This is a genomic window from Pseudomonas umsongensis (genome assembly GCF_002236105.1).
GTDB classification, from domain to species: Bacteria; Pseudomonadota; Gammaproteobacteria; order Pseudomonadales; family Pseudomonadaceae; genus Aquipseudomonas; species Aquipseudomonas umsongensis.
In genome coordinates, this window is record NZ_NIWU01000002.1 from 1058242 (window position 1) to 1085125 (window position 26884).

The following is a 26884-nucleotide window of genomic DNA, read 5'->3' on the forward strand; positions in this document are numbered from 1 at the left end:
TGACACTGCACATTTTATGGAATAAACCATGCTCCAACTGATCCTCGGCGGTGCCCGCTCTGGGAAAAGTCGCCTGGCGGAAAAACTCGCCAGCGAAAGCGGCCTTCAAGTGACCTACATCGCCACCAGCCAACCCCTGGACGGTGAAATGAACGAGCGTGTCGCCCATCACCGCGCCCGCCGTCCGACCGAATGGGCGTTGATCGAAGAGCCTGTGGAACTGGCCCGCATCCTGCGCGAAACCGCCAGCAGCGAGCGCTGCCTGCTGGTGGACTGCCTGACGTTGTGGATGACCAACCTGCTGATGCTCGATGACACCGAGCGTCTGGTGGCCGAGCGCGAAGCCTTGCTCGAATGCCTGGCGTCGTTGCCGGGTGAAATCATTTTTGTCAGCAACGAGACCGGAATGGGCGTCGTGCCGCTGGGCGAATTGACTCGCCGCTATGTCGATGAAGCCGGTTGGCTGCATCAAGCCCTGGCCGAGCGTTGCCAGCGTGTCGTCCTGACCGTTGCCGGCCTGCCCCTGACTTTGAAAGGAACTGCTTTATGAGCCCAACCTGGTGGCTGAACCCCTGCAAACCGATCGACGCCCAGGCGGTCGAGCAGGCGCAAGCCCGTCAACAGCAACTGACCAAGCCGGCCGGCTCACTCGGTCAGCTTGAGTCGGTGGCGGTGCAACTGGCCGGACTGCAGGGGCAGGTGAAGCCGAGTCTGGAGCGGTTGTGGATCGCGATTTTTGCCGGTGACCATGGTGTGGTGGCCGAGGGAGTGTCGGCCTATCCCCAGGAAGTCACCGGGCAGATGCTGCTCAACTTCGTCAGCGGCGGTGCAGCGATCAGTGTGTTGGCGCGGCAGTTGGGCGCCTCCCTGGAAGTGGTCGACCTGGGCACCATCACACCGTCGTTGAACCTGGCGGGTGTGCGACACCTGAACATCGGGCCCGGCACGGCGAATTTTGCGCATGGGCCAGCGATGACCGCGGCGCAAGGCGAACGCGCGTTGCAGGCCGGTCGCGACAGCGTTGAGCGCGCCGTTGCGATGGGTGCGCAACTGTTCATCGGTGGCGAAATGGGCATCGGCAACACCACGGCGGCCAGCGCCCTGGCCTGTGCCTTGCTCGATTGCCCGGTGGTGCACCTGGCCGGGCCGGGTACGGGGCTGGATGCGGCGGGTGTCAGTCGTAAAGCGCAAGTGATCGAGCGCGCGCTGGTGCTGCACGGCGCTCAACGTGGCGATGCGCTGCAGACCTTGTTCAATCTGGGCGGTTTTGAAATCGCGGCACTGGTGGGCTCCTACCTGGCGTGCGCCCAGCAAGGCATTGCAGTGCTGGTGGACGGGTTCATCTGCAGTGTCGCGGCCTTGGTCGCGGTGCGGTTGAATCCGTCGTGCCGCCAATGGCTGTTGTTCGGTCATCGCGGAGCCGAGCCGGGCCATCGTCATGTGCTGGAAACCCTGAAGGCCGAACCCTTGCTGGACCTCGGCTTGCGCCTGGGCGAGGGCAGTGGTGCCGCGCTGGCCGTGCCATTGCTGCGTCTGGCGTGCGAGCTGCACGGGCAGATGGCGACGTTTGCCGAAGCGGCGGTGGCGGACCGTCCGGCATGATCTTGCATCTGGACTTGTTGCGTCACGGTGAAACAGAACTCGGTGGCGGCTTGCGCGGCAGCCTCGACGATGCGCTGACCGACAAGGGCTGGGCGCAGATGCGCCAGGCGGTGGCGGGGCAGGGGCCTTGGGATCGCCTGGTCAGTTCGCCTTTGCAGCGCTGTGCGCGTTTCGCCGAAGAACTGGCGATGCAGTCAGGGCCGCCGATCGAGCTGAACAAAGACCTGCAGGAACTGCACTTCGGTGCCTGGGAAGGACAGAGTGCCGCGGCACTGATGGAAACCGACGCCCAGGCCCTGGGTTTGTTCTGGGCTGATCCGTATTCGTTTACCCCGCCAGAGGGTGAACCGGTCGCGGAGTTTTCAGCGCGAGTACTCGCGGCGGTCGCACGCTTGCATGGGGCGTACGCCGGAGAGCGTGTGCTGCTGGTCAGTCATGGCGGGGTCATGCGTTTATTGCTGGCCCACGCCCGGGGCTTGCCCCGCGAGCAACTGCTCAATGTCGAAGTGGCGCACGGCGCGCTGTTCTCGCTCTTGGTCGAGCCCGGTGGTCTCTTGAGGGAAGTGCGCTGAACATGTTGCCATTCTGGATCGCCCTGCAATTTCTCAGCAGCCTGCCGGTTCGTTTGCCGGGCATGCCGACGCCTGAGGAGCTGGGGCGCTCGCTGCTGTTTTATCCGCTGGTGGGTGTGCTGTTCGGCGTGATTCTGTGGGCGCTGAACGGGCTGTTGCTGGGCACGCCACTGCTGCTCCATGCCGCACTGCTATTGACGGCGTGGGTGCTGCTCAGTGGCGCGCTGCACCTGGACGGCCTGGCCGACAGCGCCGATGCATGGCTGGGCGGATTCGGCGACCGCGAGCGCACGCTGACGATCATGAAGGATCCGCGCAGCGGGCCGATCGCCGTGGTCACGCTGGTGCTGGTGTTGCTGCTCAAGTTTGCCGCGTTGCTAGCGTTGATTGAGCAGCAGCACAGTGTGCTATTGATCATCGTCCCACTGATTAGCCGCAGCGCGTTACTGGGGTTGTTCCTCACCACGCCCTACGTGCGTCCCGGTGGATTGGGCCAGGCGCTGGCCGATCATCTTCCGCGGTTGGCGGGCAAGCAGGTGTTGGCGGTCAGTGCCTTGTTGTGTGTGCTGATCGCTGGGTTCAACGGCGTTTGGGCGCTGCTGCTGGCGGCGCTGATGTTTGCCTGGCTGAGGCAGGTGATGCTGCGCCGATTGGGCGGCACGACAGGTGACACGGCAGGGGCGTTGCTGGAACTATTGGAAGTAGCAGTGCTGGTGGGCGTGGCGCTAATCCTGTAGGAGCGAGCATGCTCGCGATGGAGGTACAAGCACCGAGGGGTGTCAGGCAGTCAGCGTCATCGTTGACGTCCATCGCGAGCATGCTCGCTCCTACAGGTAGAGGGGTTTGGTGTAACATAAATTTGCTTTCATTCAACCACGGGTATATACACGCACCATGCTCGAATCCCAATGTTTATGCATCAACCTGCGTCGCGCCGCCCGTGGCGTCAGCAGGCATTACGACGGCGCTCTCGATGGCTTCGGGATCAACGTTGCGCAGTATTCTTTGCTGTGCAACCTGCAGCGCCTGGATCAACCGAGTATCTCCACCCTCGCCGAAGCCATGGGCCTGGATCGCAGTACCCTGGGGCGCAACTTGCGTGTGCTGGAGGGTGATGGCCTGGTGACGCTGGTCGAGGGCGAGGACATGCGCAATCGCATCGTCCTGCTCACCGAAGCGGGCGCCGAGCGCCTCAAAGCCGCCTTGCCCGCCTGGGAGGCGGCGCAACAGCGCTTGGTCGATCGCTTGGGCGCGGAAAAGCGTGAAACGTTATTGAAGTTGCTGGACGAACTGGCTTGAGGTCAGTTTTTTCGAGTTTAAGCGGGTATATACCCGTAAATGGAGAACAAGAATGACCTCGATGTGGCGTACGTGCGGCTGGGTTTTACTGGGAAGTGCGCTGATCCTGGCGTTGTCCCTCGGGGTGCGACACGGTTTCGGGCTGTTCCTGGCGCCGATGAGTGCCGAGTTCGGCTGGGGGCGTGAAGTCTTCGCCTTCGCCATCGCCCTGCAGAACCTGATCTGGGGCCTGGCGCAACCCTTCACCGGCGCCCTGGCCGACCGCTTTGGCGCGGCCAAAGTGGTGCTGGTCGGCGGCGTCCTGTACGCGGCGGGGTTGGTCTGCATGGGGCTTTCCGACTCGGCGGTGACCTTGTCCCTGAGCGCCGGCCTGCTGATCGGGATCGGCCTGTCCGGCACCTCCTTCTCAGTGATCCTCGGCGTGGTCGGGCGTGCGGTGCCGCCAGAAAAACGCAGCATGGGCATGGGTATCGCCAGTGCCGCCGGTTCGTTCGGCCAGTTCGCCATGCTGCCGGGCACGCTCGGTTTGATCGGCTGGCTCGGCTGGTCGGCGGCATTGCTGGCGCTGGGTGTGCTGGTGGCACTGATCGTGCCGCTGGTGAGCATGCTCAAGGACAAGCCGCTGCCGCTGCTCGGCCACGAACAGACCCTTTCTGAAGCGTTGCGCGAGGCGTGCTCCCATTCGGGGTTCTGGCTGCTGGCATTCGGCTTTTTTGTCTGTGGCTTCCAGGTGGTGTTCATTGGCGTGCACCTGCCAGCGTACCTGGTGGATCAACATCTGCCGGCGACGGTGGGTACCACGGTGCTGGCCTTGATCGGCCTGTTCAACATCTTCGGCACCTATACCGCCGGCTGGCTCGGCGGGCGCATGTCCAAACCGCGTCTGTTGACTGGCCTGTACCTGCTGCGCGCCGTGGTGATCGGGTTGTTCCTGTGGGCGCCAGTGACGACGACCAGCGCCTACCTGTTCGGGATGGCCATGGGGTTCCTATGGTTGTCGACCGTTCCCTTGACCAACGGCACCGTGGCCACCTTGTTCGGCGTACGAAACCTGTCCATGCTCGGTGGGATTGTTTTCCTGTTTCACCAGCTCGGGTCATTTCTCGGTGGCTGGCTGGGCGGGGTGGTGTACGACCGGACCGGGAGCTACGACTTGATCTGGCAGGTGGCGATCCTCTTGAGCCTGATGGCGGCCGCGCTTAACTGGCCCGTGCGTGAGCGGCCCGTGGCGCGTCTGCAAAGCCAGCTGAGTGCGACATGAACAGCCTCTGGTCGCGGATCGTGATCGCCGCTGTGTGCGGCTTGCTGCTGGCCGTGGCCTGGTGGGGCTGGCATCAGGGCGGCCTGGCGTTGATGCAACTGGGAATGGGGGCGTGCTAGAGGGCGGCATTCTTCAAGGACGCTTGCTAGCAGCAAGTGAGGGCGAGTAACTTCAATCTCACAAGAACTCTCAAGGAAGCACCGATATGCTGATGCGCTGGCTGGCGGTTCCCGTGTTACTGGTAGCGTTTACCGGATTGGCCCAGGCGGCAGAGTGCCCGGCGCTGCTCGAAGGCTCGTTGCCCAAGCTGCGCGCCAAGGAATCCATCGATCTGTGCCAGCGTTTCGCCGGCAAGCCGCTGGTGGTGGTCAATACCGCCAGCTTCTGTGGTTTTGCCCCGCAGTTCAAAAGCCTCGAGGCGCTCAATCAGCGCTACAAGGAACAGGGGCTGGAGGTGATCGGTGTGCCGTCCAATGATTTCAAGCAAGAGTCCAAGGACGGCGCCGAGACCGCCAAGGTCTGTTACGTGAACTACGGGGTGACCTTCACCATGACCGAACCGCAGAAAGTTCGTGGTGACGATGCCACGCACCTGTTCCAGGTCCTCGCCAAACAAAGCGGCGCGCCGAAGTGGAATTTCTACAAGTACGTGGTCGATCGCCAGGGCAAGGTGATTGCCAGCTTTTCCAGCCTGACCAAGCCCGATGATCCCGAGTTCATTGAGGCCGTGGAAAAAGCCCTGGCTTCGCCACCATTGGCCTCCACTCCTTGATCTGTGGGAGCGAGCCTGCTCGCGATGGACTTGAGAGCGCCGCGGGGTGTCAGGCTTCACACGTTATCGTTGACGTCCATCGCGAGCAGGCTCGCTCCCACAAAAAAGCCCCGCCTCTGTGTAAGAGCGCGGGGCTTTTTTTGATTCAGGCGGCGAGCCTTTCAAACTCCCTGACGGTCATCAGAAGCGGTAGGTCGCACCGACACCGAAACCGTTCGCCCAGTTTTCATACTTGGAGCTGTAGGCTTGGCGGCCGTTGTTATCGTTGACCTTGACCGACTCTTCATGCAGGTACGAATACGCAACGTCGATGGTCAGGTCGTCGGTCGGGCTCCAGCCGGCACCCAGGCTGAAAATCTTGCGATCGCCGGTGGGGATGCGTGGAGAGCGGTTTTCGTTGTTGGTTGGCGCCTGGTCAACCGACAGACCGGTACGCAGTACCCACTGCTTGTTCAACTGGTAGGAGGCACCGATGGCGTGAGCCCAGGTGTCGTGCCAGTTCTGCTCTTCGGTGATGGTGCCAAACGCTGGGTTCAAAGCAGCAGGCACGCCACTGTTCTCGACGGTGATTTCTTTCAGGCGGCTCCAGCGAGTCCAGGTGCTGCCTGCGTAGAGGGTCCACTGGTCGTCCAGTTGATGGGTGACCGAGAAGTCGACCGACTCAGGCGTGGTGATGTCCAGTGAAGCGTCGTACTTCTGGTTCGGGTTCTGACGCAGGTTCGTGAGGAAGCCGTAGTTGACCTTGGTGTCACCCTCGAGCTTGTACTTCACTTTCGAGTGGTAGGTCAGGCCGACGCGAGTGCTGTCGGTGGCTTGCACCAGGATACCGATGTTGTAGCCCAGAGCGGTGTCGTCACCCTTGATCTTAACTTCGCCGTCCGGAGCCGCCGGGTTCAGCGAAAGGTTCGATTCCAGCTTGCCGTCGATGCGGTTAATGGTAGGACCGAAGCCGATCGACACCTTGTCGTTAAAGGCGTAGCTGACGGTTGGCTGCAGCGTCACGATGGTGACTTCACTCTTGCTGCCGAAGTAACGGCCGGCAAAGCCGTTCTCGTAGTCGGTCACCAGGCCGAATGGCGCGTAGACGCCGAAACCGACTGCCCACTGGTCATCGAGTGGCTTGACGTAGTAGCCCATCGGCACGCCCATGAAAGGGACCATGTCACCTTTGTTGGTGCCGCCATTGGGACGGGAGCTGGCATCGCTGATATCAGCGTGCGCGTCGATGAATGCAACACCGCCAGTCACTTGTTCGCGCTTGAGGCGCGACATGCCAGCAGGGTTGCCAAATACGGTGGATGCGTCGTCGGCAGCGGAAGATCGCCCGGCAAAACCTGTCCCCATCCCGCTGATGCTTTGTTCGTTGAGGGCGAAACCACTCGCGAAGATCTGGGTGGATGCCAAGGCAACGGCGAGGCTAATGGTGGTTTTGAGCATTACTTTTTTCATTATTAGAACTCCTGGTGATCACCGGGGCGAAAATTACCAACATTTTCGTCCCAGCGCCATAGGCTGTAATGCTTGATTTAGAGCGGTTTTGTAGGACAATCCGACCAAATTCGCTGCCAGTTGAGCGATCTTTGAATTCGGGGCAGTCAGCAGGCGACCTGATTCAGCGGTGCAACACAGGTTTGCCAGGCGCAGGTGAAATCTCTCAGGCGTCCCTGGGGCTGGAAGGTCTGGCGCCAGATTCGGGCCATGCCCAGCAAGTCGTCTGGTTCGGGGAGGGGGGTATTCTGTTCTTCGACCAGCAGCCAGGCGATGGCGGTGGCGTAACGCAGGTTGACGGTCAATTCCAGGTGCGGGCCGCTGAGGAATGCATGTTGGCTGGCCAGGCCACGCACCAGGCTGGCGCGTTCCGGATCGAGTGCCAGGTAATGGTCCCAAAGTGCCTGGTGGCGGGGTTCGGCGATTCGATACAGGCCGTGTCCACGGCGGTCATGCAGGGCGGAACCAAGGGCTGACTGGCTGGCGGCGATGCCTAGCAGCAGGGATTCGGCGGTTGCGCTATGGCGTCCAAGGTAGATCAAGGTCGGACGGATTACATAACGGCACAGTTCGCTGGCAGCGATACCCATAAAACCCTCGATACATCAAATTGGCGACGAACCTGAAAGGCTTTGGCAGCGGTGAATCGACTCAGGCTCGTCGGAAGCGGATCAAGCCGCTTGAGTTGAAGTCTAGTGTCATATTCACCGCGTAAAGGACTGTTTTTAAAATATTTCTGCCGGCGAGTTATAAACGTTATATCTATCCGTGCTTAGTCATCGTGAAACCTTGCGCAACAAAAAGCCCCGCTTTTCGGGCGGGGCTTCTGGTGTTTCAGGCTTGCTGGCGTATCAGGCGACCAAGGCCTGACGCGTACGCTCGATGACCGCCTGCAGCGGTTCGGCGCTGGAATATTGGTCGGGGTACAGGCGTTCGCTGTGACGGGCGATGCCGTGTTCGTTGACCAGGGTGAAGCTGAAACAGCCTTTGCGAGCGGCCATGATCAGGCAGTTCATTGGTGCAAAAGCGTTGGTTAGGGTGCGGATGGCATCCTGGGTGTGGATTTGAGTAGACATAGTCATTGGGTGTTCCTACAAGCGACACGGATAAGAGCCGTGCAAAATTAAAACGTTCCAGTAACGACGACCACCGTTGGTCGAACGAAGAACCCTGATTGGAACAAAGCAGCCAGTTTGAAGCGCTGATAAATTGGCGCGCTTGGGCTGGCAGGTAGGTACTTAGGAGGGCAGGCAACACATCAAGGGCAAAGGTTCTGGGCCCGGGGTGAAGATCCTGATCAATTTGCAGGCTGGTTCGGTCAGCGTAAATGAGCTTGGCAACACCCTTCGTTTATTCAAAGGCTGTATTGGCGCAAGATTTACCTGGAAACCATCGAGGTGGTCGATCCCGCTTTTTCGGTAGCGGCTTCCTGTGGGAAGGCTGCGCCGGGGGGATTTGTTCGACCAGAATTGACTTTCAGCTTGGTACTAACGCCGCGGATAGTAACGGATTGAAAAGGCAAAGGGAAGTGTGCTGGCAAAAAATCCTGGATGTTCGCTTGGCGTCATCCTTCGCCTACGCTTCGACGAGCCTTGGAAATTGTTCGATCATCGAGCGTAATCCGACCGGCGGTCATCGCTGGGAGCTGCCTGGAGCGCGGGTTTTACGGGGGGTTATCCCCAACGAGCAAGAAAATTGCGCCGAAAAAAACCGGTGATATAACCATCCAGAAGGTAGTTGTGCACATTAGTTGCGCAGACTGTCACCCTGCTGTCATCCAGCCTTCAAACGCAGTGGGTGCCTGTAACCAAAATTTAAGTCAATGAAAAATATCGTCTTTTTTAACTGGTGAAAAAATCGTCAGTTTGACTGCAGGCCCCATTCCATAAGCCTTTGCGCGAGTTCAATGGCGGTTGTCCACTGAGTTATCCACAGCTTCTGTGGATTGTCCCGAGCGCTTGCTCTAGGACGGGCGTGCCGGGTTTTTTTCGGCTTTACCTGTAAGAAAAAGAGAGTAGAGTGGCGCGCCTTCCGATCTGCCCACAGTGCTTTATGAAGTTTCGTACACCACCTCCTTCCTCTTCCGCCAAATCGTCCACGGTAGCCTCACCCAAGCGCTTTTCGATGCGGGTGGCCGAGTGGTTGCTGGACAGCCCGCGCCTGGGCGAAAACTCCAACGTCAAACACATCGCCGGACGTTTACTCAAGCAACCGGCCCGTGAAGGCGTCGTCGCCGCGCAAAGCCGGTTGGGGCAACTGATGTGCCGTGAGTGCGGCAATGCCCGGGATCGCCGGATTGGCCAGGATCTCTTGCGTCAGGCCGCGCGGGCAGGGGACCTGCGTGCGCAACAGGAACTGGGCCTGATCGAAGACTGAGCTGTCCAAGACCTGACGCCTTGGTTAACCTTCAGGCTTTATTTCAATGGCAGGAGTGGCTATGGCTATGGACTTGACCAGCGCATTGCTGGGGCTTGCGGGCGCGGCGTTGCCATTGCTGGTGTTGGCCTGGCAACTGCAGCGCCGGGCGAGCACCGCCCAGGCCCAGGCATCGTTGCTGGAAGAGCGCCTGGCCACGGCGAATCTGGCGCAGGATGGGGTGAATGCGCAACTTGAGGCCTGTCGCGATGAAATCGCCGATCTCGGTCAAGCCAACGCAGCCAAGCAAGCGGACCTCGCCGCGGTGCGCCGTGAGGTCGAGCTGCTGCAAATCGAGCGTGACGATGCCCGCGATGCTGCTCACGCCTGGAATATCGAACGCGCTGGCAAAGAAGTCGAACTGCGCCGCCTCGACGCCCTGGCCGCTTCTCTCAAGGCCGAGCTGCGCGAGCAACAGGAAAGCCATCAGCAGCGCCTCAACGACCTGCAGGGCTCACGGGACGAGCTGCGTGCGCAGTTCGCCGAACTGGCCGGGAAAATCTTCGACGAGCGCGAGCAGCGTTTTGCCGAAACCAGCCAGCAGCGCCTGGGGCAATTGCTCGATCCGTTGAAAGAGCGCATCCAGTCTTTTGAAAAGCGCGTTGAGGAAAGTTATCAGGCTGAAGCCCGAGAGCGCTTTTCCCTGGCCAAGGAACTGGAGCGCCTGCAACAGCTCAACCTGCGCTTGAGCGACGAAGCCACCAATCTGACCCGCGCCTTGAAAGGACAGAAAACCCAGGGCAACTGGGGCGAGTTGATTCTGGAACGCGTGCTTGAGCATGCGGGGCTGGAGAAGGGGCGCGAGTACCAGACCCAGGTCAATCTCAAGGGCCCGGACGGCGAGCGTTTCCAGCCGGACGTGATCATTTACCTGCCCGGCGACAAGCAGGTGGTCGTCGACTCCAAGGTCAGCCTGACGGCCTATCAGCAGTACGTGGCGGCCGAAGACGAAGCCATCGGCCAGATCGCCATCAAGCAACATGTGCTGTCGCTGCGCAACCACGTCAAGGGCTTGGCCGGCAAGGACTACAAACGCCTGGACGGCTTGCACAGCCTGGACTTCGTCCTGTTGTTCGTACCGATCGAAGCGGCGTTCTCTGCCGCGTTGCAGGCGGAGCCCACACTGTTCCAGGAAGCCTTCGACCGCAACATCGTGATCGTCAGCCCGACCACGCTGCTGGCGACCCTGCGTGTCATCGACAGCCTGTGGAAGCAGGAGCGGCAAAGCCAGAACGCCCGGGAAATCGCCGAGCGGGCAGGATGGCTGTACGACAAGTTCGTGTTGTTCATCCAGGATCTGGACGAAGTCGGCAATCGCTTGCAGCAACTGGACAAAGCCTACAGCTCGGCGCGCAACAAGCTGACAGAAGGCCGCGGCAACCTGGTCAGCCGCAGTGAGCAGCTCAAGCTGCTGGGCGCGCGGGCGAGCAAGAGCTTGCCAGCGGATTTGCTGGAGCGGGCGATGACCGATATTGACGGGTTGGTCGAATTGCCGGAATAGGCGAGCCTGCCCGCGATTGTTGATCGTTCCCACGCTCTGCGTGGGAATGCATCCCGTGACGCTCGGCGTCACCCTTGCACCCGACTAAAGCCTTGCGTCAAAAGCGGAACGCGGAGCGTCCCCGGCGGCATTCCCACGCGGAGCATGGGAACGATCGGTGCGCAGGGCCCGCAACGCCGCCGGTTGATCGTTCCCACGCTCCTGCGTGGGAATGCATCCCGTGACGCTCCGCGTCACACTTGCACCTGACTCCAGCCTTGCGCCGAAAGCGGAACGCGGAGCGTCCCCGGCGGCATTCCCACGCGGAGCATGGAAGCGATCGGTGCGCAGGGACCGCAACGCCGCCGATTGATCGTTCCCACGCTCTGCGTGGGAATGCATCCCGTGACGCTCCGCGTCATTCTTGCACCCGACTCAAGCCTTGCGTCAAAAGCGGAACGCGGAGCGTCCCCGGCGGCATTCGCACGCGGAGCATGGGAACGATCGGTGCGCAGGGACCGCAACGCCGCCGATTGATCGTTCCCACGCTCTGCGTGGGAATGCATCCCGTGACGCTCGGCGTCACCCTTGCACCCGACTCAAGCCTTGCGTCGATAGCGGAACGCGGAGCGTCCCCGGCGGCATTCGCACGCGGAGCATGGGAACGATCGGTGCGCAGGGACCGCAACGCCGCCGATTGATCGTTCCCACGCTCTGCGTGGGAATGCATCCCGTGACGCTCGGCGTCACCCTTGCACCCGACTCAAGCCTTGCGTCGATAGCGGAACGCGGAGCGTCCCCGGCGGCATTCGCACGCGGAGCATGGGAACGATCGGTGCGCAGGGACCGCAACGCCGCCGATTGATCGTTCCCACGCTCTGCGTGGGAATGCATCCCGTGACGCTCGGCGTCACCCTTGCACCCGACTAAAGCCTTGCGTCAAAAGCGGAACGCGGAGCGTCCCTGGCGGCATTCCCACGCGGAGCATGGGAACGATCGGTGCGCAGGGCCCGCAACGCTGCCGATTGATCGTTCCCACGCTCTGCGTGGGAATGCATCCCGTGACGCTCGGCGTCACCCTTGCACCCGACTCAAGCCTTGCGTCGAAAGCGGAACGCGGAGCATGGGAACGATCGGTGCGCAGGGCCCGTGGGCTAAAGCGAAAGCGTTATAGCGGCAAATGCCGACTCAACAACGCCCGCAACGCCGCCGGTTTCACTGGCTTGGCCAAATAATCCAACCCCGCAGCATGCACCTGGGCCACGGTCTCGGGGCGCCCGTCGGCGCTGATGACCACGCCGGGTACCGGCTCGCCCAGTCGGGTGCGCAGCCAGGCCATCAGTTCGGTCCCGGTTTCGCCATCGTCCAGGTGGTAATCCACCAGTGCCAATTGCGGACGCAGGCCATCGCTGAGCAGGGCCATGCATTCCTCGCGGTTACGCGCGGTCCAGACTTGGCAGCCCCAGCGGGTGAGCAGGCTGTTCATGCCGATCAGGATGCTGTCTTCATTGTCGATGCACAGTACCTGGGCGCCGCTGGGCAGTTTGCCATTGAGTTCGGCGGGCTGGGCCGGCAGCGCGGCTTGCGCGCGGGCCAGGGGGACGCTGACGCTGAACACGCTGCCGCGTCCCGGCCACGAGCGTACGCGTAGCTTGTGTCCCAGCACGCGACATAATCCGTCGGCGATCGCCAGCCCCAGGCCAAGCCCTTTCTCGGCGCGGGTCTGATGGCTGTCGAGGCGTTTGAATTCTTCGAATATCACCTGTTGCTTGTCTTCCGGAATGCCTGGCCCACGGTCCCACACTTCAAGGCACACCTCACCCTGGCGACGGCGCACGCCCAGCAGCACCGGCCCCTTGGCATAGCGGAAAGCGTTGGTGAGGAAATTCTGCAGGATGCGGCGCAAGAGCTTTATGTCGCTGTTGATGCGCAGCGAACTGCGCCTGACGCGAAATTCCAGGCCCTGGTCCCGCGCCAGCGCCTTGAACTCGGCACCCAGGGTGTCGAACAACTCATTGAGCGCGAACGGCTTGGCATCCGGGTTGATCTTGCCGTTTTCCAGGCGGGAAATGTCCAGCAAATCGCTGATCAGGTCTTCGGCCGATCGCAGCGAGCTGTCCAGGTGCTGGACCAGTTTTTGCGCCTCGGTGGACAAACCGTCGTCCTGGTGAGTCAGGGCGGCGGAAAACAGGCGCGCGGCGTTCAACGGTTGCATGAGGTCATGGCTGACCGCCGCCAGGAATCGGGTCTTCGACTGGTTCGCGGCCTCGGCGGTGCCCTTGGCTTCGGTCAGGGCTACGTTGAGTTGCGACAGCTCGTGCGTGCGCTCCGCGACACGCTGTTCCAGGCCCTCATTGGCCTCGGTCAACGCCTGCTCGGCTTCGCGGAACGCCGTGATGTCGGTGAAACTCATGACGAAGCCGCCGCCGGGCATCGGGTTGCCGATCAGTTCGATCACCCGGCCATTGGGGAACAGCCGTTCGGACGTGTGCGCCCGACCTTGGCGCATCCAGTGCAGGCGACGCGCGACGTGCACTTCCGCTTCACCGGGGCCACACAAGCCGCGCTCGGCGTTGTAGCGGATGATGTCGGCAATCGGCCGGCCGACGCTGATCAGGCCATCCGGGTAGTTGAACAGCTCCAGGTAGCGGCGGTTCCAGGCCACCAGCTTCAGCGACTGGTCGACCACGCTGATGCCCTGGGTGATGTTCTCGATCGCGCCTTGCAGCAGCGCGCGGTTGAATTGCAGGACTTCGGAAGCCTCGTCGGCGATGCGCACGACGTCTTCGAGTTGCATTTCACGGCCTTCAATGGCGGCTTTTACCACCGCACGCGTCGATGAAGCGCCCAGCACACCCGCGAGCAATCGTTCGGTGTGGGCGATCCACTCACCATCGGCGTTCTGGTTCGGATTGAAGCCCTTGCCCTGGCGGTAGGCAAAACGAATGAAGCTCTGCCGCGCGCGTTCTTCACCGACGAAGCGCGCGGCCAGTTGCAGCAGATCGTCGATCTGTACCGCGAGCATCGAGCGGGCGCTGGGTCGGGCACTGATTTCCTGGCCGATGAAGCGCCCGGCCTGCCAGTGCTCCGACACGCGGGTGCGCGACAACACCGAGACCCAGGCGAACAGCGTGAAGTTGCCCGCCAGCGACAGCACCACGCCTTGGGTCAGCGGGGTGATTGGCAGATTCAATGGATTGCTGTGCAGCCAGGCCAGACCCGGAAAACTGTTCAGGGATAAACCCAGGCTATGGGCGGCAATCGGCAGGACCAGTGTGTAGAACCATAGGAATGTACCGGCGGCGAGTCCGGCAAATACGCCGCGGCGGTTGGCCTGTTTCCAGTACAGCGCGCCGAGCATCGCCGGTGCCAGTTGCGTCACGGCGGCGAAGGCGATCTGGCCGATGGTCGCCAGGCTGGCGGTCGATCCCAGCAGGCGATAACTGACGTAGGCCAGCAGCAGGATGACCACGATGGTCACGCGGCGCACCGACAGCATCCACTGGCGAAACACCTCGAACGGGCGCTCGGCATTGTTGCGGCGCAGCAGCCAGGGCAGCAGCATGTCGTTGGAGACCATGGTCGACAGCGCCACGCTGGCCACGATCACCATGCCCGTGGCCGCCGATGCGCCGCCGATAAAGGCCAGCAACGCCAGGGCAGGATGAGCCTGGGCCAGGGGCAGGCTGATGACAAAGGAGTCCGGTAGCACGGAGCTGGGCAGCAGCATCTGGCCCGCCAGCGCGATCGGCACGACAAACAGGGCCGCCAGGGCGAGGTAAGCCGGGAACACCCATTTGGCCAGGCGCAGATCCTGCGGGTCGATGTTCTCGACCACGGTCACGTGAAACTGCCGCGGCAGGCAGATGATCGCCATCATCGCCACGCCGGTCTGCACCACCATCGATGGCCAGTTGATGGTCTCCTTCCAGTATTCCTCCAGGCGCGGGGCGAGCATGGCCTGGTCGAACAGGTCATCGAAACCGTCGTAGAGGCCGAAAGTCACGTAGGCGCCCACCGCCAGGAAAGCGAACAACTTGACCAGCGACTCGAACGCAATCGCCAACACCATGCCGCGGTGGTGTTCCGTGGCGTCGAGGTTGCGCGTGCCGAAGACAATGGTGAACAGCGCCAGTACGAGGGACACCACCAGCGCAGTGTCTTGCGCGCGAACCCCCATGGCATCGGCGCCGGCACCGATCAGCAGGTTCACGCCGAGCACGATGCCCTTGAGCTGCAGTGCGATGTAGGGCAGCACGCCGACCAGGCAGATCAGCGCCACCACCACCGCCAGGGACTGCGATTTGCCGTAGCGGGCGGCAATGAAGTCGGCAATCGAGGTGATGTTCTCCTGCTTGCTGATCATCACCATTTTTTGCAGGACCCACGGCGCACCGAGCAACAACAGGATCGGCCCGAGGTAGATCGGCAGGAAGGACCAGAGTTGTTCGGCCGCCTGGCCCACCGCACCGAAGAAGGTCCAGCTGGTGCAGTAGACCGCCAGCGACAGGCTGTACACCCAGGCTCGCATCCGCGGCGGCAAGGGCGCGCTGCGGCGGTCGCCGTAGAAGGCGATGGCGAACATGATGGCCATATAGGCCAGGGCGACGACGGCAATCAGCCCGCTGGACAGCGACATGGGAACTCCAGGCAACCAAAGACACCCGGACCTCCCGCCCGGACAGACAGTCTCGCACGATGGCCGGGGTTAGTCAGTGTCGACCAAGGTCGTGGCGTGGCGGGGTGTCGCAGGGTTGTGCGCTGTCAGATCTTTGGTGTCTGTGCGGTCCTCATTCGCGAGCAAGCCCGCTCCCACATTTAATCCGTGTACGACGCAGATCCAATGTGGGAGCGGGCTTGCTCGCGAAGGCGGCCTCACTGCCCCAACGCAATCTCGATCAACCGATGCAACTCCTCACTCTCCAGCGGCGCCTCGGAGAACAGGATACGAAACACAATGGGTGCCGCCACCATATTGATCAGCCGGTCGACGCCAGGCTTGGGTTGATCCGGATAGCGATCCAGAATCACCTGCAATTGCCCGCCAATGATCGTCGCGCAATAGCTCGGTTTGAGGCTCGATTGCACGTCGCGCAGCATGTTGCGCCCCGGCGCGGAGCTCATTTCATCCAGATACTGATCCGCCCAGGCTCGCACATCACCCAGCAGGCTGCCGGTATTGGCCGACTCGGTTTCCGGTCGCATGCGGGCCAGGGCGACGTCCGCCAGCAGCGCCGACAGGTCCCCCCAGCGCCGATAAATGGTCGAAGGCGTGACCCCCGCGCGCGCGGCAATTTGCGGCACGGTGACGCTGGCGCGGTCTTGCTCTTCAAGCAGTTCGCGCACGGCGGTGTGGATCGATTCCTGAACCCGGGCGCTGCGGCCGCCGGGGCGTAGAGTGGGCGCTGTCATTGCAAATGTCCTGTTTTACGGGGCTCTGTAGGGCCATGCCGGACCTTAACACAAAGAATTTGCTTTAAGCGCCAGCCGGTAGCACACTCCGCAAAAGCAAAAAATTAGCTTTTGCGGAGCGTGTCCATGCCCAATTCCCATCCGAACCGTGCCAGCCTGTGGTTCCTGGCTATCACCTTGCTCAGTTTCCTGGCGGCTTCCACGGCGCCGACGCCGTTGTATCACTTGTATCAGGAGCAGCTGCAGTTTTCCGCTGCCATGCTCACCCTGATTTTCGGCGTGTATGCCCTCAGCCTGTTGGCTGCGTTGCTGACGGTGGGTTCGCTCTCGGACTACCTGGGGCGCAAGCCAGTGATTTTCACTGCTGTCGTGCTCAATGGCGTGGCGATGCTGCTGTTTATCTACGCCGATAGCGTTGCCTGGCTGATCGGTGCCCGGGTGCTGCAAGGTTTTGCCACCGGCATGGCGACCGCCGTGCTCAGTGCCACCTTGCTGGATGTCGATCGCCAGCAAGGGCCGCTGATCAATAGCGTTGCGCCCTTGCTCGGCATGGCCATGGGCGGCATGGGCTGTGGCCTGCTGGCGGAGTTCGCCCCCGCGCCCCTGCAATTGACTTACTGGCTGCTGCTCGCCCTGTTTGCGCTGCAGGCGGTGTATGTCTGGCGTTTGCCGGAAAGCGTATCGCCACAGGCCGGGGCCTGGGCATCGTTGCGCCCGACCCTGCATGTGCCCGTACAAGCACGCTCGACCCTGTGGCGGGTATTGCCGCTCAATGTGGCGACTTGGGCGCTTGGCGGTTTTTACGCATCATTGGCGCCGTCGCTGGTGCGTACGGCCACCGGTTCGACCTCGAACCTGATTGGCGGAGCAACCGTCGCGGCCTTGACGTTGACCGGTGCCTCGATGATTTTCACCCTGCGCAACCAACCCGCGGGCAAGGCGCTGCAGCTGGGCACAAGTTTGCTGCCAGCGGGTATCGTGCTGATCCTGTTGGGCGTGCACAGCGCGAGTCTGCCACTGTTTTTCCTTGGCACCCTGGTGGCCGGCTGTGGCTTCGGCGCCGGTTTCCTGGGTGCTGTACGCAGTCTGGTGCCCTTGGCCTTGCCCCATGAGCGGGCGGGATTGATGTCGGCGTATTACGTGCTCAGTTACCTGGCGTTCTGCCTGCCGTCGTTCCTGGCCGGAAACCTGACGCATACGTTCGGCCTGGTGGCGACTGCCGATGGCTATGGGGCGGGGCTAATTATTCTCGCTGTCGGCGCCTTGCTGATGTTGTGGCGGCAGCGCACAGCCCGGGCGTGTGTTGCGGGCGAATGATTTTATATCTGCAAAATAGATAACAGTTAGAGATATTACCCGTTATATAGATATTCTATCTGGATCTAAGATGGACTCCACCTCACGAGAGGACAGGAGTTCGCCATGACATGCCCCAATACCCTCAATCCCGGAATCAAACCGTTCAGCCATTTGCAGCACCCGCGCGAAGTCATCCGCCAGTTCACCCCTAACTGGTTCGCCGCCACCATGGGCACCGGGGTGCTGGCCTTGGCGTTGATGCAATTGCCCGTTGCCAGTCCAGTGCTGCACGCCATTGCCGAAACCCTTTGGTTGTTCAACATCTTTCTATTCCTGTTGTTCACGGTGCTGTACGCGGCACGCTGGGTGCTGTTTTTCGATGAGGCGCGGCGGATTTTCGGCCACTCCACGGTTTCGATGTTTTTCGGCACGATCCCCATGGGCCTGGCGACCATCATCAATGGCTTTGTAGTCTTCGGCTTGCCGCGCTGGGGCGAGGGTGTGATTCACCTGGCAGAGGCCTTGTGGTGGCTGGACGTGGCGATGTCCGTGGCGTGCGGGGTGCTGATTCCCTTCCTGATGTTCACTCGCCAGGAGCACAGCATCGATCAGATGACCGCTGTATGGCTGCTGCCGGTCGTGGCAGCGGAAGTCGCGGCCGCCAGCGGTGGCTTGCTGGCGCCACACCTGGCCGATGCGCATGGGCAACTGGTGATGCTGGTGACCAGCTACGTGCTCTGGGCATTTTCCCTGCCGGTGGCGTTCAGCATCCTGACGATTTTGCTGCTGCGCATGGCGCTGCATAAACTGCCCCACGAAAACATGGCGGCTTCGAGTTGGCTGGCGCTTGGGCCGATCGGTACCGGTGCACTGGGCATGTTGCTGTTGGGCGCCGATGCGCCGGCAATTTTTGCCGCCAACGGTTTATCGGGTGTCGGTGAAATTGCCGCGGGGCTGGGCCTGGTCGCCGGGGTCACCCTGTGGGGATTTGGCCTGTGGTGGATGCTGATGGCGGTGCTGATTACCTTGCGTTATCTGCGCGCCGGCATTCCTTTCAATCTCGGCTGGTGGGGTTTCACCTTTCCGTTGGGCGTCTATTCTCTGGCAACGTTGAAACTGGCCAGCACGCTGCACCTGGTGTTTTTCAGTGTCTTTGGTTGTGTGCTGGTGAGCCTGCTGATCGTAATGTGGCTGATCGTCGCCAAGCGTACGGTGCAAGGCGCCTGGCGCGGCGAATTGTTTGTCTCGCCGTGCATTGCAGGATTAAAGAAATAACCGGCAAAGATTAGGTAATGTGTGGCCTGGATCGACGTGCGACATTCCAATGACGGTATCCACGCCATTCGTTACCCACTCACAAGCTTCAGGGACACATGGAAGATGAGTCACCCTTCACAGTTCACCTTGCTGCGCACCCGGCGTTTCCTGCCGTTCTTCGTGACCCAGTCCCTCGGGGCGTTCAACGACAACATCTTCAAGCAGTCGTTGATCCTCGCCATCTTGTACAAGTTGTCGATCGAAGGCGACCGTTCGATCTGGGTCAACCTGTGTGCGCTGCTGTTCATCCTGCCGTTTTTCCTGTTTTCGGCGCTGGCCGGGCAGTTCGGCGAGAAGTTCGCCAAGGATGCGCTGATCCGCCTGATCAAGCTGGGGGAAATCGTCATCATGGCGGTGGGGGCGGTGGGCTTCCTGTTCGATCACCTGTCGTTGATGTTGCTGGCCCTGTTCGCCATGGGCACGCACTCGGCGCTGTTCGGGCCGGTGAAGTACTCGATCCTGCCCCAGGCCCTGCATGAAGACGAACTGGTGGGTGGCAACGGCCTGGTGGAAATGGGCACCTTCCTGGCCATTCTGGCCGGGACCATCGGCGCCGGCATCATGATGTCGTCCAGTCATTACGCGCCGGTGGTTTCCACCGCGATCATCGCTATCGCCGTGCTCGGCTACCTGGCCAGTCGCGGTATTCCGAGGGCCGCGGCGGCCTCGCCGGAATTGCGCCTGGACTGGAACATCTTCAGTCAGTCCTGGGCCACCCTGAAGCTGGGCCTGGGGCAGACGCCGGCGGTATCGCGTTCGATCGTCGGCAACTCATGGTTCTGGTTTGTCGGGGCGATCTACCTGACGCAGATCCCGGCCTATGCCAAGGAATGGATGCACGGTGACGAAACCGTCGTGACCTTGATCCTGACGGTGTTCTCGGTCGGCATTGCCGTGGGCTCGATGCTTTGCGAAAAACTCTCCGGGCGCAAAATCGAAATCGGCCTGGTGCCGTTCGGCTCATTCGGGTTGACGGTGTTTGGCTTGTTGCTGTGGTGGCATTCCGGCGGGATTCCCGACAGCGCCGTGGGCCATGGCTGGCTCGAGATCCTTGGTTTCGGCCACGCCTGGCTGGTATTGCTCGACATCCTCGGCCTGGGCGTGTTCGGCGGTTTCTACATCGTGCCGCTGTATGCCCTGATCCAGTCGCGCACCGCCGAGAACGAACGGGCCCGGGTGATCGCCGCCAACAATATTCTCAACGCGCTGTTCATGGTGGTGTCGGCGATCGTCTCGATCATCCTGCTGAGCCTGGTCAAGCTGTCGATACCGCAGTTGTTCCTGGTGGTGTCGTTGCTCAACATCGGCGTCAACGCCTACATCTTCAGGATCGTTCCCGAGTTCACCATGCGTTTCATGATCTGGCTGCTCAGCCATTCGATGTACCGCGTAGAGCATCGCAACCTCGACATGATTCCCGATGAGGGGGCGGCGTTGCTGGTGTGCAATCATGTGTCGTTCGTCGATGCCTTGCTGATTGGCGGTGCGGTGCGTCGACCGATCCGCTTCGTGATGTACTACAAGATCTATAACTTGCCGGTGCTCAATTTCATCTTTCGCACCGCGGGGACGATTCCGATCGCGGGTCGTCACGAAGACATCCAGATCTACGAAAAAGCCTTCACGCGCATCGCGAAATACCTGAAGGACGGAGAGTTGGTGTGCATCTTTCCCGAGGGCAAATTGACCACCGATGGCGAGATCAACGAGTTCAAGGGTGGGCTCACGCGCATTCTCGAAGAAACTCCGGTGCCGGTCATTCCCTTGGCGTTGCAGGGGTTGTGGGGCAGTTTCTTCAGCCGCGATCCGGGCAAGGGGCTGTTTCGCCGGTTGTGGTCGCGGGTGACGCTGGTGGCGGGGCCGATGGTGGCTGTTGAGGCGGCGCAGCCGGCCCGGTTGCAGGCAATGGTGGGTGAGTTGCGGGGTGCGGTGCGGTAGGTCCGAGAGAAAATCCTGAGGGAGGTGGCTTGTCGAGTCGCCGCGTCGCAACGATGGCGGCATTAAAGCCGACCAGTCGTTCGCAGCTGTACCCGATCTACTGTAGGAGTGAGCCTGCTCGCGATAGCGGCCTGACAGCGTACATATCCATTCCTGCGGTAACGGCCACCTAGGGTTTCGCCCTTACGGCGAGTCACTTGGAAAAACGGAACGCCGCCCGGCCCTAAGTAACCAAGGGCTCTTGCCCCTGGCGTTCGGTGCCTCGCTGTGGCTCGGCATACCCTCGCTCCGGTCCTGCTCCGTGGGCCCGCCGCGATGGGCCATCCTTGGCCCAGCGCGGCTAAACCGGCATCCATGCCGGTTTACCCACTGCGCAGAACCTCCACTCGGCCTCTCGATGGGGCAAGAAAATCAAAAGCCAAAGCAGATCAAAAGCGCGCGAGGCGGCCTGACAGCCGACCTGATTTCGCGGATGTACTAATTCCCCTGTAGGAGCGAGCCTGCTCGCGATGGACTTCCAGGCAATGCGTTCATCCAGACAGGGCGCGTTATCGTTGACGTCCATCGCGAGCAAGCATCGCTCCTACAGGGGTACGTGCTCACTTGAAATCAGGTCGTCTTTAAGGCCGCCTCGCTTTGGCTTTAGATTTTGGGCGCCCCGTTAAACCACGATGGCCGAACGCAGGCATTGCGTAGTGGGGAAACCGGCAGGACGCCGGTTTAGCCGCGCTGGGCCAGGGACGGCCCATCGCGGCGACCCACGGAGCAATGCCGGAGAGAGGGCATGCCGAGCCCAAGCGAGGCACCGAGTGGTGGGGCAAAGCCTTTTGCTTACTTTTTGGCGTTTGAAAAAGTGAGTCGCCGTAAGGGCGAAACCATAAGCGGCCGTTACCGCAGCAATGGATATGTACTCAGTCAACAAGCCCCACAGGCTTTGACGCGGCATGGATCAACGTTGGTAAAGGCGCCAATGGAGGTAGTCACAGGTTGCCGGACAGGCTCAGGGCGTGAGGGGGCAAGAAAATCAAAAGCCAGCCGTGCGGCGACCCGACTTGCCGACGAAGGCAGCTTTGAATCCTGCATCGAATTCGGGATCTCACCCCGCCATCGTCAGCCGGTTACGCCCCTCGCGCTTGGCGACGTACAGCGCGCTGTCGGCCCTGCGCAACAGGCTCTCGGCGGATTCGCCGGGCAGCAGGGTCGAGCAGCCGAGGCTGACGGTCAGCTCCACCGTGTGGCCATCGGCTGGATAATCCTCGGCCTGCGCTGCACACCGCAGGCGTTCGCCGACCAGGGCTGCCGCTTCCCGGCTGGTGTTGGATAACAAGATCAGGAACTCTTCGCCACCGTAGCGAAACACCATGTCGACGTTGCGCAGCTGATTCTTGATCGAGGCGGCCACCGCCTTGAGCACGTCATCACCGGCGCTGTGGCCATGGGTGTCGTTGACCCGCTTGAAGTGATCGATGTCCAGCATCAACAGCGACAGGGGCTGCATATGACGTCGCGCCAGCTCGATTTCCCGCTGCAGCGTCTGGTCCATGGCGATGCGATTGCCGGTGTCGGTCAGTGGGTCACGCAATGCACTTTGGGTGGCGGCGCGGTACAGCAGGGTATTGCGCATAGGGTAGAGCAACGCGGCCAGCAGAGACTCGAGGTTGGCCTGTTCCTGTTCGCTGAAGCGCTGGTTGCGGCGAAAGATCAGTTCGCCCAGGTGCTCGCCTTCGTGGCTCAGGCTGTAGCTGATCGAGTGGTGGCCCCGCTGGCCGAATTCCAGGCGCAAGTCACTGCTCTTGTGCTGGTAGATCAAGGCATCAAGGGGAACCAGTCGCTGGATTTCGCGGTAGAACAGCCCGAGTATGCGTTGCGGCTCAAGGCTGGTTTGCAGCTGTAGGTTCAATTGCTGGCGCAGCTGTGCAAGGCTGACGGGCCTTTCCAGAATCGGTGGCTGCTGACCAAAGCCCAGGCGTTGCAATTTGGCGCTGTCAAAGTCAATTGCGTTGGTCTGGGAAGGTGGTTTCATATGGCGTTCGCCCTTGAGCAGTAAGGCTGTCTTACAAGCTGGGTGCGAGCGCTTCTTGGCTACGCCTCATACTGGTCCGTCAGTCCCTTAGGACATTTCGTACAAGCTTAATCTGCTTTATCGCAGATTAGTAATCGGCAATTTGGTCTTGCGCACTCTGCTTTCCCACGGCCTGTTCAGGCAAATGCTGAGCGAAAGTCGTGCCAATTAACTGGATTTTCGTAAAAGCCCTTATCAATCAATAGGTTGATCAGCGATAAAGCTGGTGGGGGCATTTGCGCGACGGTTGTTTGACTGAAAGCGTGTTGTAACGGGCATGCCGCGTCGGGAAGTCGACGCGGCACAAAAGCGACAGACGGTATTACTGGGCGTTGAATGCCTGGCCGTTGATACCGGTGCTGTCCGGGCCCATGAGGTAGAGGTAGACCGGCATGATCTCCTCAGGCGTTGGGTTGTTCAGCGGGTTTTCGCCCGGATACGCCTGGGCGCGCATGCTGGTGCGAGTGGCCCCTGGGTTGATGCTGTTGGAGCGGACCGGCGCCACGCCGTCGACTTCGTCGGCCAGCGTTTGCATCAGGCCTTCGGTGGCGAATTTCGAGACACCGTAGGCGCCCCAATACGCGCGACCCTTGCGCCCGACGCTGCTGGAGGTGAACACCACCGAGGCGTCCTGGGACAGCTTGAGCAGTGGCAACAGGGTACTGGTCAACATGAACATGGCGTTGACGTTGACCTGCATGACGCGCATGAAATTTTCCCCGGACAGCTGTTCGATCGGGGTGCGCGGGCCGATGATCGATGCGTTGTGCAGCAAGCCATCCAGATGGCCGAATTCGCTCTCGATCATCGCGGCCAGCTCATCGTATTGATGGGGCAGGGCGGTCTCGAGGTTGAACGGGATCACGGCCGGTTGCGGATGGCCGGCGGCTTCGATCTCGTCGTAGACCTGGGTCAGGTTGGCTTCGGTCTTGCCCAGCAACAGGACGGTGGCGCCATGGGCGGCATAGGTTTTGGCGGCGGCAGCGCCAATGCCGCGACCGGCACCGGTGACCAGGATGACCCGGCCTTTGAGCAGATCGGGGCGGGCGGAATAATCAAACATGAAAAAACCCTCTACATAATCCATCAATAGAGCTGAAAAGATCGCAGCCTGCGGCAGCTCCTACAGGATGCACATCGATCCCCTGTAGGAGCTGCCGAAGGCTCGGGCCGCGTTCGGACGATCTTTTGACGTTAATCAGCAGCCACATAGGGCGCTATCAAGCACCTTGCGCAACTCCAGCGGATGATCGACCACCACGTCCGCTCCCCAATGCCGCGGATTATCGTCCGGGTGGATGTAGCCGAACGTGACGGCGGCCGTCCGGGTGCCGGCATCACGCCCGGATTCGATATCGCGCAGGTCATCGCCCACGAACAGCACGCTGGCCGGATCAAGGTCGAGCATCTTGCAGGCGAGGATCAACGGCTCTGGGTCCGGCTTGCTGTTCTTCACGTGATCCGGGCAAATCAGCAGGGCCGAACGCTCGGCCAGCCCCAGTTGCTGCATGATCGGCTTGGCGAAACGCAGCGGCTTGTTGGTGACCACGCCCCAGATCAGGTTGGCCTTCTCGATATCGGCCAGCAGTTCGCCCATGCCGTCAAACAGTTTGCTGTGAACCGCGCAACCCACCAGGTAACGCTCGAGGAACTCCAGGCGCAATGCCTCGAAACCCGGGGACTCCGGGTCCATGGAGAAGGTCACTGCGACCATCGCCTTGGCACCGCCGGAGATTTCATCGCGGATGTGCTTGTCGTTGATCGGCGGCAAGCCGCGGTCGGCACGCATCGCCTGGCAAATCGCAATGAAGTCCGGCGCGGTGTCGAGCAGGGTGCCGTCCATGTCGAAAAGAACTGCTCTGATACGCATCGGCTTACTCCTCGCGCAGGGTCTGGATCATGTAGTTGACGTCCACGTCGGACGCCAGTTTGTAATGCTTGGTCAGCGGGTTGTAGGTCAGGCCAATGATGTCCTTGACGGTCAGGCCGGCCATGCGGCTCCAGGCACCGAGCTCGGAAGGACGGATGAATTTCTTGAAGTCGTGGGTGCCGCGTGGCAACAGCTTCATGATGTATTCGGCGCCGACGATGGCGAACAGGTACGCCTTCGGGTTGCGGTTGATGGTGGAGAAGAACACCTGGCCGCCCGGCTTGACCATGCGGAAACAGGCGCGAATCACCGAGGACGGGTCCGGTACGTGCTCGAGCATTTCCAGGCAGGTCACCACGTCGAACTGTTCAGGCATTTCCTCGGCCAGGGCCTCGGCGGTGATCTGCCGGTATTCGACGTTCACGCCCGATTCCAGCTGATGCAGTTGTGCCACCGCCAGTGGCGCTTCGCCCATGTCGATACCGGTCACGGTCGCGCCGCGCTGGGCCATGGCTTCGCTGAGGATGCCGCCGCCGCAACCGACGTCGAGGACCTTCTTGCCGGCCAGGTTGACGCGTTCGTCAATCCAGTTCACGCGCAACGGATTGATGTCATGAAGAGGTTTGAATTCGCTCTCGCGGTCCCACCAGCGATGGGCCAGGGCTTCGAATTTGGCGATTTCGGCGTAGTCGACGTTGCTCATGGTTTAAGTCCTCTAAAACTTGAAAAATCCTGTAGCCCCGGTGTTGAGTCCGGGGAGGCTTACGATTCTTTGCGGCCGCTGATGCGCTGGCCCCAGGCCTTGGCGATGGCGACGAGTTGTTGTTCATCCATGCATGTCAGGCGGCGGTCGTCGAGCAGTTGCTTGCCCGCGACCCAAAGGTGTTTCACGCAATCGCGGCCTGACGCATATATAAGCTGCGATACCGGGTCATAGACCGGTTGCTGGGCCAGGCCCGAGAGGTCGAACGCCACAATGTCGGCGGCCTTGCCGATTTCCAGCGAGCCCACCTCGGCTTCGATCCCCAGTGCGCGTGCGCCGTTGAGGGTGGCCATGCGCAGGGCGCTGTGGGCGTCCAGTGCGGTGGCCGAACCCGCGACGGCCTTGGCCAGCAGGGCGGCGGTGCGGGTTTCACCCAGCAAGTCCAGGTCATTGTTGCTGGCGGCGCCGTCGGTGCCGAGGGCCACGTTGACCCCGGCCTGCCACAAGCGCTCCACCGGGCAGAAGCCGCTGGCCAGCTTCAGGTTCGACTCCGGGCAGTGAATGACATGGGTGTTGCTTTCTACCAGCAACGCCAGGTCTTCGTCGCTGACCTGGGTCATGTGCACCGCCTGGAAGCGCGGCCCCAGCAAGCCCAGGCGCGCCAGGCGGGCCAGCGGCCGTTCACCCTGCTGTTCGACGGCTTGCCGCACCTCGAAGGCGGTTTCATGCACATGCATGTGGATCGACGCATCCAGCTCTTCGGCGATCACCCGGATCTTTTCCAGGTTTTCATCGCCCACGGTGTAGGGGGCATGGGGGGCGAAGGTGATTTTAATGCGTTCGTGATGCTTGAGATCGCCGAACAGCTCGACACCCTGGCGAATCGCCTCGTCCGCCGTGCTGGCGCCCGGGATCGGGAAATCGAGGATCGGAATCGCAATTTGCGCGCGAATGCCGCTGTTGTGCGCGCACTCGCTGGCAACCTTCGGGAAGAAATACATGTCAGAGAAGCAGGTGATGCCGCCCTTGAGTTGCTCGGCGATGGCCAGGTCCGTGCCGTCGCGGACGAAATCCTCGTCGACCCACTTGGCCTCGGCCGGCCAGATGTGGTTTTCCAGCCACGTCATCAGCGGCAGATCGTCGGCCAGGCCGCGAAACAGGGTCATTGCCGCATGCCCGTGGGCATTGATCAGGCCGGGGCTGAGCAGGATGTCCGGCAGTTCACGCACTTCGATTGCGTTAAGCTGCAGGGCGTTGCGGCGCGGACCGATGAAAACGATGCGCCCGTCGCGGATGCCCAGGCCATGATCCTTGAGCACGACGCCAGCGGGTTCGACGGGTACCAGCCAGGTTGGCAGCAACAACAGATCGAGCGCAATGGCAGTGTTCGGCAT

General features: G+C 61.4%; 24 protein-coding genes. 14 read left to right on the top strand and 10 right to left on the bottom strand.

Annotated elements, in window-relative coordinates; all coding sequences use genetic code 11:
- The first annotated feature begins 28 nt into the window (after positions 1–28).
- The 8 genes from cobU to PSUM_RS15325 all read left to right on the top strand — a co-directional run bounded on the left by cobU (position 29) and on the right by PSUM_RS15325 (position 5506).
- The gene (cobU, locus tag PSUM_RS15295; protein ID WP_083348467.1) at positions 29–550 is read left to right on the top strand and encodes a bifunctional adenosylcobinamide kinase/adenosylcobinamide-phosphate guanylyltransferase; all 522 of its coding nucleotides are present in this window, start codon (positions 29–31) and stop codon (positions 548–550) included.
- Positions 547–1602: a nicotinate-nucleotide--dimethylbenzimidazole phosphoribosyltransferase gene (gene cobT, locus PSUM_RS15300; RefSeq protein ID WP_020800348.1), complete on the top strand. Its 1056-nt coding sequence runs from the start codon at positions 547–549 to the stop codon at positions 1600–1602. Before cobU ends, cobT begins: the two co-directional genes overlap by 4 nt.
- Positions 1599–2174, top strand: coding sequence for an alpha-ribazole phosphatase family protein (cobC, locus tag PSUM_RS15305; RefSeq protein WP_083348468.1), 576 nt, complete (start codon positions 1599–1601; stop codon positions 2172–2174). Before cobT ends, cobC begins: the two co-directional genes overlap by 4 nt.
- 2 nt (positions 2175–2176) lie before the next feature.
- A complete protein-coding gene (locus PSUM_RS15310; RefSeq protein WP_020800346.1) occupies positions 2177–2911 on the top strand; it encodes an adenosylcobinamide-GDP ribazoletransferase in 735 nt (244 codons plus the stop codon).
- Positions 2912–3068: 157 nt separating this feature from the next.
- A complete protein-coding gene (locus PSUM_RS15315; protein WP_020800345.1) occupies positions 3069–3473 on the top strand; it encodes a MarR family winged helix-turn-helix transcriptional regulator in 405 nt (134 codons plus the stop codon).
- Positions 3474–3525: 52 nt separating this feature from the next.
- Complete coding sequence (locus tag PSUM_RS15320) at positions 3526–4734, top strand: MFS transporter (RefSeq protein ID WP_020800344.1); 1209 nt, start codon at positions 3526–3528, stop codon at positions 4732–4734.
- Positions 4731–4853, top strand: a complete 123-nt coding sequence (locus PSUM_RS32380) for a hypothetical protein (protein WP_020800343.1) — start codon at positions 4731–4733, stop codon at positions 4851–4853. The genes PSUM_RS15320 and PSUM_RS32380 overlap by 4 nt, the downstream gene beginning before the upstream one ends.
- Before the next feature lie 86 nt (positions 4854–4939).
- Complete coding sequence (locus tag PSUM_RS15325) at positions 4940–5506, top strand: glutathione peroxidase (protein WP_020800342.1); 567 nt, start codon at positions 4940–4942, stop codon at positions 5504–5506.
- A gap of 180 nt (positions 5507–5686) precedes the next feature.
- Here PSUM_RS15325 and PSUM_RS15330 read toward each other — a convergent pair whose 3' ends face one another.
- The 3 genes from PSUM_RS15330 to PSUM_RS15340 form a co-directional block, all read right to left on the bottom strand.
- Complete coding sequence (locus tag PSUM_RS15330; protein WP_033038448.1) at positions 5687–6955, bottom strand: OmpP1/FadL family transporter; 1269 nt, start codon at positions 6953–6955, stop codon at positions 5687–5689.
- Between the two features lie 146 nt (positions 6956–7101).
- Positions 7102–7584, bottom strand: coding sequence for a hypothetical protein (locus PSUM_RS15335; protein ID WP_020800340.1), 483 nt, complete (start codon positions 7582–7584; stop codon positions 7102–7104).
- Between the two features lie 261 nt (positions 7585–7845).
- The gene (locus PSUM_RS15340; protein ID WP_007898912.1) at positions 7846–8070 is read right to left on the bottom strand and encodes a hypothetical protein; all 225 of its coding nucleotides are present in this window, start codon (positions 8068–8070) and stop codon (positions 7846–7848) included.
- 251 nt (positions 8071–8321) lie between these two features.
- Between PSUM_RS15340 and PSUM_RS31720 the strand changes: the two genes are divergently transcribed.
- The 3 genes from PSUM_RS31720 to PSUM_RS15355 all read left to right on the top strand — a co-directional run bounded on the left by PSUM_RS31720 (position 8322) and on the right by PSUM_RS15355 (position 10910).
- Positions 8322–8711 carry a hypothetical protein gene (locus PSUM_RS31720; protein WP_155943754.1) on the top strand — a complete coding sequence of 130 codons (390 nt, stop codon included), beginning with the start codon at positions 8322–8324 and terminating at the stop codon, positions 8709–8711.
- A 335-nt stretch (positions 8712–9046) separates the two neighbouring features.
- A complete protein-coding gene (locus tag PSUM_RS15350; RefSeq protein WP_080725343.1) occupies positions 9047–9370 on the top strand; it encodes an SEL1-like repeat protein in 324 nt (107 codons plus the stop codon).
- 175 nt (positions 9371–9545) lie between these two features.
- Positions 9546–10910, top strand: coding sequence for a DNA recombination protein RmuC (locus PSUM_RS15355; RefSeq protein ID WP_169840440.1), 1365 nt, complete (start codon positions 9546–9548; stop codon positions 10908–10910).
- Between the two features lie 1147 nt (positions 10911–12057).
- On the opposite strand, the gene PSUM_RS15360 is transcribed toward PSUM_RS15355, so the two are convergent.
- The gene (locus PSUM_RS15360) at positions 12058–15528 is read right to left on the bottom strand and encodes a hybrid sensor histidine kinase/response regulator (RefSeq protein ID WP_083348469.1); all 3471 of its coding nucleotides are present in this window, start codon (positions 15526–15528) and stop codon (positions 12058–12060) included.
- Positions 15529–15764: 236 nt separating this feature from the next.
- Entirely contained in the window at positions 15765–16301 is a 537-nt protein-coding gene (locus PSUM_RS15365; RefSeq protein WP_020800335.1) for a TetR/AcrR family transcriptional regulator, read from the bottom strand.
- Between the two features lie 126 nt (positions 16302–16427).
- On the opposite strand from PSUM_RS15365, the gene PSUM_RS15370 reads away from it, so the two are divergent.
- The 3 genes from PSUM_RS15370 (at position 16428) to PSUM_RS15380 (ending at position 20855) form a co-directional block, all read left to right on the top strand.
- The gene (locus PSUM_RS15370) at positions 16428–17618 is read left to right on the top strand and encodes an MFS transporter (RefSeq protein WP_033043635.1); all 1191 of its coding nucleotides are present in this window, start codon (positions 16428–16430) and stop codon (positions 17616–17618) included.
- A 105-nt stretch (positions 17619–17723) separates the two neighbouring features.
- Positions 17724–18875 carry a TDT family transporter gene (locus tag PSUM_RS15375; protein ID WP_083348470.1) on the top strand — a complete coding sequence of 384 codons (1152 nt, stop codon included), beginning with the start codon at positions 17724–17726 and terminating at the stop codon, positions 18873–18875.
- Between the two features lie 105 nt (positions 18876–18980).
- Positions 18981–20855: an MFS transporter gene (locus PSUM_RS15380; RefSeq protein ID WP_033043634.1), complete on the top strand. Its 1875-nt coding sequence runs from the start codon at positions 18981–18983 to the stop codon at positions 20853–20855.
- A 1096-nt stretch (positions 20856–21951) separates the two neighbouring features.
- On the opposite strand, the gene PSUM_RS15390 is transcribed toward PSUM_RS15380, so the two are convergent.
- The 5 genes from PSUM_RS15390 to PSUM_RS15410 form a co-directional block, all read right to left on the bottom strand.
- Positions 21952–22878, bottom strand: a complete 927-nt coding sequence (locus PSUM_RS15390; protein WP_083348472.1) for a GGDEF domain-containing protein — start codon at positions 22876–22878, stop codon at positions 21952–21954.
- A 361-nt stretch (positions 22879–23239) separates the two neighbouring features.
- Complete coding sequence (locus PSUM_RS15395; RefSeq protein ID WP_020800132.1) at positions 23240–23980, bottom strand: YciK family oxidoreductase; 741 nt, start codon at positions 23978–23980, stop codon at positions 23240–23242.
- 135 nt (positions 23981–24115) lie between these two features.
- The gene (mupP, locus tag PSUM_RS15400; protein ID WP_083348473.1) at positions 24116–24787 is read right to left on the bottom strand and encodes an N-acetylmuramic acid 6-phosphate phosphatase MupP; all 672 of its coding nucleotides are present in this window, start codon (positions 24785–24787) and stop codon (positions 24116–24118) included.
- Positions 24788–24791: 4 nt separating this feature from the next.
- Positions 24792–25490 carry a bifunctional 2-polyprenyl-6-hydroxyphenol methylase/3-demethylubiquinol 3-O-methyltransferase UbiG gene (gene ubiG, locus PSUM_RS15405; RefSeq protein ID WP_008065228.1) on the bottom strand — a complete coding sequence of 233 codons (699 nt, stop codon included), beginning with the start codon at positions 25488–25490 and terminating at the stop codon, positions 24792–24794.
- A 59-nt stretch (positions 25491–25549) separates the two neighbouring features.
- Positions 25550–26884 (bottom strand): TRZ/ATZ family hydrolase, encoded by a 1335-nt coding sequence (locus tag PSUM_RS15410; protein WP_083348474.1) that lies wholly within the window; start codon positions 26882–26884, stop codon positions 25550–25552.